9 protein-coding genes are annotated in these 11,430 nt (G+C 39.2%); 5 read left to right on the plus strand and 4 right to left on the minus strand.

Features of this window, described 5'->3' with window-relative positions:
- Positions 1–52: 52 nt before the first annotated feature.
- Together VB797_RS02490 and VB797_RS02495 are read right to left on the minus strand one after the other, a co-directional pair.
- Complete coding sequence (locus VB797_RS02490; RefSeq protein ID WP_323236041.1) at positions 53–1,372, minus strand: condensation domain-containing protein; 1,320 nt, start codon at positions 1,370–1,372, stop codon at positions 53–55.
- Between the two features lie 25 nt (positions 1,373–1,397).
- Positions 1,398–2,675: a glycosyltransferase gene (locus VB797_RS02495; RefSeq protein ID WP_323236042.1), complete on the minus strand. Its 1,278-nt coding sequence runs from the start codon at positions 2,673–2,675 to the stop codon at positions 1,398–1,400.
- Between the two features lie 353 nt (positions 2,676–3,028).
- On the opposite strand from VB797_RS02495, the gene VB797_RS02500 reads away from it, so the two are divergent.
- Positions 3,029–3,553 carry a hypothetical protein gene (locus tag VB797_RS02500; protein ID WP_323236043.1) on the plus strand — a complete coding sequence of 175 codons (525 nt, stop codon included), beginning with the start codon at positions 3,029–3,031 and terminating at the stop codon, positions 3,551–3,553.
- A gap of 119 nt (positions 3,554–3,672) precedes the next feature.
- On the opposite strand, the gene VB797_RS02505 is transcribed toward VB797_RS02500, so the two are convergent.
- Entirely contained in the window at positions 3,673–4,689 is a 1,017-nt protein-coding gene (locus tag VB797_RS02505; protein ID WP_323236044.1) for a ribose-phosphate pyrophosphokinase, read from the minus strand.
- Positions 4,690–5,878: 1,189 nt separating this feature from the next.
- On the opposite strand from VB797_RS02505, the gene VB797_RS02510 reads away from it, so the two are divergent.
- The 3 genes from VB797_RS02510 to VB797_RS02520 all read left to right on the plus strand — a co-directional run bounded on the left by VB797_RS02510 (position 5,879) and on the right by VB797_RS02520 (position 9,738).
- Positions 5,879–7,543 carry a serine/threonine-protein kinase gene (locus tag VB797_RS02510; RefSeq protein ID WP_323236045.1) on the plus strand — a complete coding sequence of 555 codons (1,665 nt, stop codon included), beginning with the start codon at positions 5,879–5,881 and terminating at the stop codon, positions 7,541–7,543.
- A 140-nt stretch (positions 7,544–7,683) separates the two neighbouring features.
- Positions 7,684–8,364 (plus strand): dethiobiotin synthase, encoded by a 681-nt coding sequence (gene bioD / locus VB797_RS02515; protein ID WP_323236189.1) that lies wholly within the window; start codon positions 7,684–7,686, stop codon positions 8,362–8,364.
- 153 nt (positions 8,365–8,517) lie between these two features.
- A complete protein-coding gene (locus VB797_RS02520; protein ID WP_323236046.1) occupies positions 8,518–9,738 on the plus strand; it encodes a M20 family metallopeptidase in 1,221 nt (406 codons plus the stop codon).
- 220 nt (positions 9,739–9,958) lie between these two features.
- Here the strand turns inward: VB797_RS02520 and VB797_RS02525 are convergent, their stop codons facing one another.
- Positions 9,959–10,561, minus strand: coding sequence for a glutathione binding-like protein (locus VB797_RS02525; protein WP_323236047.1), 603 nt, complete (start codon positions 10,559–10,561; stop codon positions 9,959–9,961).
- Positions 10,562–10,913: 352 nt separating this feature from the next.
- Here VB797_RS02525 and VB797_RS02530 point away from each other — a divergent pair, with 352 nt between their 5' ends.
- The gene (locus VB797_RS02530; protein ID WP_323236048.1) at positions 10,914–11,180 is read left to right on the plus strand and encodes a hypothetical protein; all 267 of its coding nucleotides are present in this window, start codon (positions 10,914–10,916) and stop codon (positions 11,178–11,180) included.
- Positions 11,181–11,430: the final 250 nt, after the last annotated feature.

Here is an 11,430-nt window from a genome sequence, read left to right on the forward strand (position 1 = left end):
CCTTTAAAAAAGTGTTGATTAATATTTTTTACTGAAATTTTGTTTGATACACTTAATCTAAAGATTCCGATTTTAAAGCTTGGAAAATATTGTCTATAAAAGAATCTGCTAACAATTGTGCTTTTTTAGAACTGACTAAAGGAACTACATGAGAAAAAGTGCAAAATAGCTGTTCGTGGAAAGTTACTGCACCCAACCAAAAAGAACCACCAACCCAATGCTGTCCGGTGGCAAAATATAACTCTTTGAGTTTTAATTCACCATATTTATCGGCTAAATTAAATTGACCGCGATTTGATATTTCTACTGTATTTTTTCGTCCCATATTATGGTTGGAAAGTTGAGTAATCATATCTTCATTCACATATTGCAATCTTTCACTACAGATATTAGCTATAGGAGTTCCTAAACTAATAGAATTTGTGATTTTTGATTTACATTCCCGTGCCAAATCCCAGAATGTAGTATTTTCTTCTAAACTATGAATTTCTTCTACTATTGATATAAAGCAACCAATAGATCCAGAAGTTACTTCAGGTTGACAAGATTTCCTTAAACTGACATTTGAACCGCAGGATAAACTTAGCGATATCTGATTATTAAAAGCAATTTTTGCCGTTCCTAATAACATTGCAGCACACAAAGCACCATGTATTGTTGTTTTCTGTTGTTTGCAACGTTCTTTCAGTCTTAAAGTCGTTTCTTTACTAATAATTCGAGTTACAAGATGGGTGCGTCGCTGACTTGCAGGTGCTTCATTCTCAATAATTAACTGCGGCTTTGGAGTTTCTTGGGCTGGTTTTTGTCCCGCTTCCTCAAAATTATTTTGGACAATGAGATTCTTGTTTAACATCTCTTCGAGTGGAGGTAGAAGTTCCATCGTAGCGATTTCGGATATATCCTCTCCAACCGCAATTTTCTCATAATACAACAAGAGGTCATTAATGAAATTCATGCACGATGTACCATCTGCGATCGCGTGATGAAATGTCAAAATAATTTCATTAATACCACCACTCGTTGAAGAGCGTAACAAAATCATTCGACAAAGAGGACTGGTATCAGTAGGAAATTTTTGATGTAACTCATCTTCTGCAACCTGTAGCCATTGATTTTCATCTTGCTTATCTATGACAGACAGGGGTATTTTTATTGTACCTTCCGATTGAAAATAAGCACCATCTTCTAGCTTAACGATGTGAACTTGCAACAAAGGATGACGCTTTTGCAGAGCATTGAGAGCTTTTTGAAGTATACTCGCCGAAACTTCTCCTTCAACCCGAGCAACATTAACATCAATCATGCCACCTAAATCGTGGATGATATGGAATAAATTCTCTAATAAACCCAGTTTTCTCTTAAATAAATTCATCTCGCTTAAATCCTACTCCAAGCTTTTATACACGAGCTAAAACCGGCTTCCCCGTAGACACCGCCTGCTCGATAATATCGGCAGCTTTCTTCACCCCACCTGCTTGCTTAATCGCCTCTTGCAGCCGTAAAGCATTCTTTTTATAAGAATCTTCCGTTAAAACCTGCTTAACAGCCTTCTGTAATCTTTCTACGCTCAATTTCTTTAGAGGTACAACCTCTCCTACTCCCGTCCAGGCTACTCGCGCTGCTATTCCCGGCTGGTCGTTAGCAACCGGAATTGCCACCATTGGCACTCCATTAGTTAAACATTCCAAGGTAGTATTCATACCTGCATGAGTAATAGTTAGAGTTGCTTTTTGCAAGAGTTCTAGTTGAGGTGCATAGCTTACAACCAAAGGATTTCCCGGTAATTCTGGTAATGATTCCGGGGTCGCTGAACCCCCCAAAGTAATCACTAATTGAGCATCCAATCCCTCACAAGCTGAAGCAATTTTCTCAAATACATTAATCAAACGATTTTGCAAAGTCCCCATCGAAGCGTAAATCAAAGGTTGTCCGGTCAATTTTTCCCAAGGAAAAGCAACTGGTTCGCGACTAGCTGAATAATGATAGGGACCAGTAAAATGAAACCACTTGGGTAAAGTTGTCCTAGTAAATTCAAATTCAGCAGGTTGATGACTAATTTGAGCTAATGGTGAATAGATTTTGTTAACGCTCGAATGCAAAGGTAAATTCCACTTTTGACGATACTCGGTCAGTACGTCATATCTTGGTTTAACAATCTGACTGAGTATTTTATAACCCAGCTGATTACGTAAACGCCCCCACCAAGTAGGACTATACTTCCATGTGGTACTAAAAGGAGGAATATCGGGGTCTCTATTGAGTACTACCGCACTGCATACCGTAACGAATGGAATACCAGTCAATTCAGCAACTGTTCCTGCTTCTGAAGACGTTTGATCCACTAAAAGTGCTTCGATACCAGCTTCTTTAATTACTTGCGGAGCATCTCTAAGAACACTTATTGCTGAATCTTTAAATAGTTCTATCGTGTATTTTAATGCAGCCAAATCACTGAGTTTACCGAGTTCTGCAAAACGTTCTTTCAGGCTTCCTAAAGGAAATATATCCTCACCAATTGGCTTAAATTCCAATCCTGCTGTAGTAACTTTCTTTTGACCATCTAGTGATGCAATGACTGTGACGCTGTGACCGCGAAGCAGCAGTTCTTTTCCTAATGGAATGAAAGTATTGAGGTGTCCAGATTCAGCAGGACAAATGATACCGAAATGAGTCATTAGTTTTGTCTCCACAGAAAATTGGTTGTCAACTTTTAGCTTGGAGCAGGTAAAGTTCGGTGAATTATTGCTTCAAAAATTTTCAGCATTCAGTTAGGAGTATCTCACAAAGTGGTACTAGCTTTGCCTTTGAAAATAAATGGCTAAATAGTCGCAAAAAAGCCAATAAAGTCGTAATTATGCGGATTTTTTGATGATTTCAGCCAGCAAAAAATATCTAGTCTAAAGTCTAGTATTTTTATAAACATGATTCTATAATTTAGTTAGCCACCTAACTATTTGCCAACTAATTAATAATTGCTACTACTTCAGGGGTGGCACTACAAGAATTTATTTATCAAATAATCAAAAAAATGAAAAAGCTAAATGTCAAACAAAAGCAATGGTTAATCACCCTTCACGTTGCATTTGCGGCAATGTGGTTTGGTACCGCTTTGTGCATGATTGCGATCGCGCTGATGAATCGCAATACTCCCAACGGTGATGAACTTTACGCGATTAACTCGGTGTTGAAGCTATTAGATGATGTTGTCATAATTCCCAGTGCAATTCTATCTTTACTTAGCGGTGCTTTACTTTGCTGGCTGACGATTTGGGGATTTTTTAAGCATTACTGGGTGATCGCAAAATGGATTGGAACTGTAACGCTGATTGTAGCTGGTACCATATGGCTGGGACCGTGGACGAATACTATGACGGCAATTTCCGCAGCATCAAGGTTACAAGCATTGCAAAATCCTTTATACGTATTTGACCACAAAGCGGTTTTAATTGGTGCGATCGCTCAAACTTCTGCTCTTTTATTAATTATTGCTATTTCATTTGTGAAACCTTGGGGTAAAAATGTCAAGATTCAAAAACAAGCGTCAGAGACTTAGTAAATTTAAAAGCCGATAAAACCAGAGAATATGGAGTTAGAATAAATACAAAAAAATCAAGGATGAAGATTAAAACCGTTAACTTCATCCTTGATATTTGATCGCTTAAGATTAATTATTTAACGGAACATACTGCTGACAGAATTATCTTCGTGAATCCGCCAGATCGTTTCTCCGAAAATATTAGCAACTGAAAGCTTTACTAGCTGGGGGAAGTTTTGACTATCATTCAAAGGAATTGTATTAGTAACAATCACTTCTTCAAATAAACCGCTAGAAAGCCTTTCAATTGCAGGTGGAGAGAATACAGCATGAGTCGCACAAGCATATACCTGACGCGCTCCTTGTTCGCGCAGTAAACGCGCTCCCTCAGTGATGGTTCCGGCGGTATCAATCATGTCGTCAACTAATACCGCTGTTTTACCTTTAACGTCACCAATGACATTCAAGACTTCAGCTACATTATGTGCTTGACGGCGTTTGTCGATAATCGCCAAAGGTGCATCATTGAGCTTTTTCGCAAATGACCTAGCCCTAGCAACACCACCCACATCTGGGGAAACAACCACAAGATCGGACAAGTCCTTACTCGCCAAATATTCTAAAATTACCGGCAAACTGTAAACATGATCTAGGGGAATATCAAAATAACCCTGTATTTGTGCCGAATGTAAATCCATCGCCAAAATCCGGTTTGCACCTGCTTGGGTAATTAGGTTTGCTACCAGTTTGGCTGTAATTGACTCTCGTCCCGCAGTTTTTCGATCTGCACGAGCATAGCCATAGTAAGGAAGTACTGCTGTCACCTGTCGCGCAGAAGCCCGACGACAAGCGTCAATCATAATTAGCAATTCCATCAAATTGTCGTTCACAGGATTGCAAGAGGGCTGGATTAGATAGACATCGCAGCCCCGAATTGATTCCTGTATTTGAACGTAAATTTCCCCATCTGCAAACCTTTTACGAATCATTGGACCCAAGTCCATACCCAAATAGCGAGCAATTTCTTGGGATAATTGTAAGTTTGCAGAGCCTGAGAACAATCGCAGACGATGATTTTCTGTCAGCCCCGTTGGAGTTGGTTGCATTTTTAAAGTGGCAGTACTCAGCACAGCCGCTCCTCGTTGTGCATTCATGGCAATTTTATCATTAATATTTTGCTTATTGAACTTAGATAATCGCGCATAATTAAATTTCAGATCTTCATTCCTACAAAGGTTTAGATGCTGAAACATTCCCCCACCAAGCTACGCATTTCTATGAATTTTCTAATCATCGAAGATAAATAAACCACTGTCAGCTTAACTGATATCAACTAGTTTAACCAGACCTATTTTTAGTTTTTGATTCTAAAAAGAAAAATCATATCCGAATATTAATTTAGCTTTAACCAACTTTGGGGGTTAAAGTCCCCTGCTTCTACAAGCAGCACGTTTTACGTCGGGGTAAAATCCCCGTTGCAAAACTCAATTACGAATTACGAATTACGTTCACCTTTCTGTGTTCCCGTTCACCGCAAGGTGTCCCGTAGGGAAGGGTATTACGAATTATTTTAACCTCCTATTTTTACAGGTTTTACAAAAGTCCAAAAATCGCATTCCAAGTTTACTTAGACGTAAAAGTATATTTTATTTTATTTAAATTTCTTTAATTCCTAACTATTGATAACTGGAAATGGTATGAGACTTTTAACATTAGCTTCATTCACTTAATTCGCAATCAATGTATTAATATATGAATGTATTTGTCTTTTTGAGTATAACTACTTATATTATATAAATTCTACAATAATTAAATATTTTAGAATATTAATGGTGTTATGGAGTCTCTATCACTGATAGGTTTAATGTGACAATTTTAACATTTCTATGGATTAGGTGTGCGGCTATACTTTCAGGTCTCCGTATTAGTAGGTTATGAATTTTATTGGTTTAGCCCTGTCCGAGTGCTTGTCAACACCATTAATGGCGGAGAATTTTCCATGAATGCTGCGATTACAGGCAATATTTGAGGGAACCCATAGTAAGTTGGATTGAGTCGAATAACTGATAAAAACATCGATCTAAATATAGTATTTGCCTAAAATGTCTACGCTTATCTTATTCTCAAGACAATTAAGTAGTTATCTTTACCTGTTAACCCCCTAACCTTAATTTTCTCTTAAAGGTCGCTTATGTATCTTTTTAAATATTGGGAAATTAGACAAAATGTGAGAATCAAGAAACCTTTGCGACAACGCGATCGCGAAGGAACTGCACATCACACAGACTTACGGGGTGCAATTAAATTCTTCTATTTAAGCTATTACACAAAAATTACTCGACTATGCAACCACCAATTAGTGCTGACACTGTATTACAAAATCGTTATAAAGTTACTAAAATTTTGGGTCAAGGGGGATTCGGTAGAACCTATTTAGCGGAAGACCAAAGACGCTTTAATGAACTTTGCGCGATTAAGGAGTTGATTCCCAACGCTACAGGAACTTCTGCTTGGGAAAAAGCGCAGGAGCTTTTTAATAGAGAAGCGGCTATTTTGTATCAAATTCAGCATCCGCAAATCCCGCAATTTCGAGAAAAGTTTGAACAAGACCAGCGATTATTTTTAGTCCAGGATTATGTCGAGGGGAAAACTTACTACGAGTTACTCGAAGAACGCAAAGCTGTAGGTGGTGCTTTTACGGAAGCGGAAGTGTTGCGATTGATGGGTTCTCTGCTACCAGTATTAGATTATCTTCACGGTAAAGGAATTATCCATCGCGATATTTCACCGGATAATATTATGATGCGTCAAAGTGATAAGTTGCCGGTTTTAATTGATTTTGGAGTAGTTAAGGAATTAGCGACTCGATTAAGTACGCAAAATATCACACCTCAAACGTATGTGGGGAAACCAGGTTATTCCCCCAGCGAACAAATTCAAACGGGTCAAGCTTATCCCAGCAGCGATTTATATGCTTTAGCGGTGAGTGCGATCGTTTTGCTGACTGCAAAGGAAACCACGGAATTATTTGACGACAATCTGTTAGTTTGGAATTGGCAGCGCTGGGTAACGGTTAATCCCCGATTTGCTCAAATTTTGAATCGAATGTTGAGTCATAAACCGGGTGGTCGCTATCAAAGTGTTAGGGAAGTAATTGAAGCATTAGATACTTTAAATCAATCTACCCCACCTAAACCCGATGTATCAAGAATGCAAACAGTTGCTGTTGGTGGGAGACCTGTCCCAGTACAGCCACCACCTCGTCATCCAGCACCCGTACCACCCTCTCAAGACCACCAGGTTGTAGATAATCCCTTGGCGGTAGGAGCGATCGCAGCAGCTGTAGTAGCATTAGCAGGATTAGGTTCTTGGGCTTTGGTGAGAAGTATTCGCAATGCATCAAATCAAACGCAATCTCCCCCCGCACAAACATTTGCGACACCCTTTTTAACACCAACACCGACACCTAATAACGAACCGATTGTTTTTAGCAAGCGACTGAATTTGGGTCCTTCTGATACAGCCACCATTAGAGGCAAATTGAAAGCCAACGAAACGATTCAGTACACTTTTGACGGTCAAGAAGAACAAGGTTTAACAGCAGTATTAGTTCAAGAAAACGGTGTTTCGCTATCAGTTTTAGGTCCAAATCAAGAACTGATTGATAATGCAGCGAAGCAAGTAAGTTTTTATGAAGGAAAATTACCTTTTACTGGTAAATATACTATTGAGTTAACCAATCTTCCAGAGATTCAAGAAGCTCAGTATACTTTGAGAGTTCGATTGAAAGAACCAGTTGTGGCTACACCTACACCTACACCGACACCAATTGAGGAAAATACGCCGTCTCCAACAGTAGAAACACCGACACCACCGACAAACTCCCCCGGTCTACGTCTACCACCGATCGAGGTTCCTTCCATTCTCAAACCAACTCCTTCTGAGGAACAAAATAGCCCTACTGTGGAACCAACACCGGAATCTGAATCGAATTCGACAATTCCTTAAGTAGGGAGTAGGGAGTAGGGAGTAGGAAATGGTTCTATTGGTAATTCCAAAAATTCGCGATCGCAACGTAAGATGATTAAATAAAGCAAAAACTGTCACAGAAAGCTCAAGCGTAATCCAAAATCTAAAATCTAAAATTGTTGAAGACTTTATTTATTACCGGAACCGATACCGAAGCAGGTAAAACAGTTTTTACCACAGCTTTAGCTGCTTATTTACAAAAATATCGCTCCCAGCTGAGCTTAGGAATCATGAAACCGATTCAGTCGGGAATTGGCGATCGCGAAATTTATCAACGGTTATTTTCCCTATCACAATCGGAATCTGAGATTACACCATTGTATTTTCAAGCACCGTTAGCACCACCAATCGCCGCAGCTAAGGAAAATAAAGAGGTAGATTTAGGTATAGTTTGGCAAACTTTTACTAAATTACAACAAAGCTGTGATTTCTTATTAGTAGAAGCTTTAGGTGGTTTGGGTTCGCCGGTTACTGATGAATTTACTGTCGCCGATTTAGCTGGAGAATGGCGTTTACCGACAGTATTGGTTGTACCAATAAAATTAGGTGCAATTTCTCAAGCGGTAGCCAATGTAGCTTTAGCAAGACAGTGCAAAGTAAAGCTTCTAGGAATTATTTTAAATTGTCAGCAGCCCTTAACACCCGAACAAATTACCGACTGGACACCAATAGATATGATTGAATCCTTAACGAATATCCCCGTTTTAGGATGCTTACCGTATTTAAACAATCCTTTAGATTTAGATGAATTAGCGCAAGCCGCATCTGACTTAGAATTAGAAAAATTATTTAATTGGTAATTGGGAATGGGTAATGGGTAATTGGTAATTGGTAATGGGTAATTGTTTATTAAACAGTCAAGGAGCTTGCGGAGCGGACACTACATACGATTTCATCACTCTTAACTTTTAAACTTCAATCTAAAATCTAAAATCTAAAATCCAAAATTCTTTATGGTTTCTACATTTCCAAGTGCATCTGCCGATTTATCTCGGGTTAGACAAGATATTCTTTCGCTACATCCACAAATTATAGAATGGCGCAGGTTAATTCATCAAAAGCCTGAGTTGGGCTTTAAAGAAGAAATTACGAGCGAGTTTATTTCTCAGAAGTTGTCGGAATGGGGAATTGAACATCAAACGGGTATTGCCAAGACGGGTATTGTCGCAACTATCAAAGGTAGTAAATCCGCATCCGATCGCCGAGTATTGGCAATTCGTGCGGATATGGATGCTTTACCAATCCAAGAACTTAACCAAGTATCTTATTGTTCGCAACACGATGGAGTAATGCACGCTTGCGGTCATGATGGACATACTGCGATCGCGCTTGGTACGGCAAAATATTTACAAGAACATCGCGATCGTTTCGCTGGTACTGTTAAATTCATCTTTCAACCTGCTGAAGAAGGACCCGGTGGTGCTAAACCAATGATTGAAGCTGGGGTATTAAAAAATCCTGACGTGGATGCAATTATTGGTCTACATCTATGGAACAATTTACCTTTAGGAACCGTAGGTGTTCGCGCTGGTGCCTTGATGGCGGCGGTAGAGTCGTTTCACTGTACAATTTTGGGTAAAGGTGGACATGGTGCAATTCCTCACCAAACTGTTGATTCTGTGGTAGTTGCGGCTCAAGTTGTCAATGCTTTACAAACTATTGTGGCTCGTAACGTTAACCCCATTGATTCCGCTGTGGTCACGGTAGGAGAACTCCACGCAGGAACAAAGGGTAATGTAATCGCCGATACTGCCAGAATGAGCGGTACGGTAAGGTATTTTAATCTCGAACTCAAAGGATTTATTCAGCAGCGAGTCGAGCAGGTAATTGCGGGAATTTGTCAGAGCCAAGGTGCTAGTTATGACTTGGAATACTGGGGACTTTACCCACCGACAATCAACGATGCCGAGATGGCGGAATTAGTACAGAGTGTAGCAGCAGAGGTTGTGGAAACACCTTTAGGAATAGTCCCAGAATGCCAAACAATGGGTGGTGAAGATATGTCCTATTTTTTACAAGAAGTTCCCGGTTGTTACTTCTTTTTAGGTTCCGCAAATCCCCAAAAAGATTTAGCTTATCCTCATCATCATCCCCGCTTCGACTTTGACGAAACCGCATTAGCAATGGGAGTCGAGATTTTTGTCCGTTGTGTTGAGAAATACTTGAATAGTTAGGAGTTATTTAATTTTAGATACTTCGGCAAGTTTAGTGCTGAGCGACTTGTACCGAGCGACTTGTACCGAGCGAAGTCGAGGTAAGTCGAGGTAAGTCGAGGTAAGCCGAAGCATCAGCACAAGTTTTGAATTTTGGATTGAAATTAGGAGTAATTAAGGTCAAAATTTAAAGGTGTAACTCATAACTCCCCATCTCCCCATCTCCCCATCTCCCCATCCCCTACGGAACCTTCATACCCTGCTGCACTGCTGGACGATTTGACATGGTGTCGTGCCATCTTTTTAAGTTGGGATGGTTATCGAGTGTCATTCCTTGGAATTCGTAGATTGTTACCCAAGGAAAGGTAGCTATATCGGCTATGGAATAGTCGTTACAAATGTATTCTTGATTTGAAAGCTGTTTATCTAGCACTCCGTAAAGTCGGAGGGTTTCTTTTTCATAACGTTGAATAGCATAAGGAATCTGTTCTGGAGCATATTTTTTAAAGTGGTTGAGTTGTCCAAACATCGGACCTATACTACCCATTTGCAACATCAGCCATTCTATTACTTGATAGCGAGCTTTTTGTTCTTTAGGTAATAATTTACCTGTTTTATCGGCTAGGTACATAAGTATTGCACCTGATTCAAAGACTGTGGTATCAGTATCTCGATCTACAATTGCGGGAATTTTACTATTAGGATTAATTGCTATATATTCGGGTGTAAACTGGTCATTTTTAGTGATATCAATTTTGTGAACATTGTAAGGAATTTCGACTTCTTCCAACATTATGGAAGCTTTACGACCGTTGGGTGTTGTAAAGGTATAGAGGTCAATCATGCAGAGATATCCTGATATATATCTTTTTCAAGAAAGCAGTTTACCTTAAAAGCAGTGTTTATACGACTATCAATATAAATAGTTTTTGCTTAACATATCAACACCGTAAGTGTGGAGAGTTCTATATTTAATCTTTAAAAAAAGAATAATAAGTATTTTTATTTAGTAAAAACCACGGATAAGACCTGTGAATTTGGGAAAACATTATGTCAATATTGACAGACAAATAACTGAACTTTTTAAGAAACGTATTTGAGATATTGTTTAAAAAATCCTTGTGGTGCAAATAATTCTGCTTTTTTAAGGCTGTGACACCACCCAATTTAACGACATCACGATATTAAAATTATAAATGACTATGCGCTCTAGACTTCAAGCTCCCAGAGCAAATACTACTTTCTGGAATCCCAGTAGAATTATTGTTAGTACTGTAATTATGGCTTTATTAATAGTGTGTGGTTCTTGCACCGTACACTTTATATTGTCTTTGCTTTTTCAACCCGTTTCCGTATTTCCCACATCAATCCCTTGGATTAATAGCGAATCACAGTGCAAGCATACCGATCGAATGTGGCACGATGGTAAATGCTGGGATTATGAACATGATATGACTTTTTGATTTTGAATTTTAGATTATGTCCTTCGGACACACTTCGTGAATGGATTTTGGATTGCTTCTTTTTCCTACTCCCTACTCCCTACTCCCAGAATGCGATCGCAGTTCGGATGGACGGGTAAATTCCCCCTATTGCCTATTCCCTATTCCCTATTCCCTATTCCCTATTCCCTATTCCCTACTCCCTATTCCCTATTCCCTACTCCCTACTCCCTATTCCCTATTCCCTATTCCCTATTCCCTATTCCCTATT

It is taken from the genome of Rivularia sp. UHCC 0363 (assembly GCF_034931125.1).
In the GTDB taxonomy this organism is placed as follows: domain Bacteria; phylum Cyanobacteriota; class Cyanobacteriia; order Cyanobacteriales; family Nostocaceae; genus Rivularia.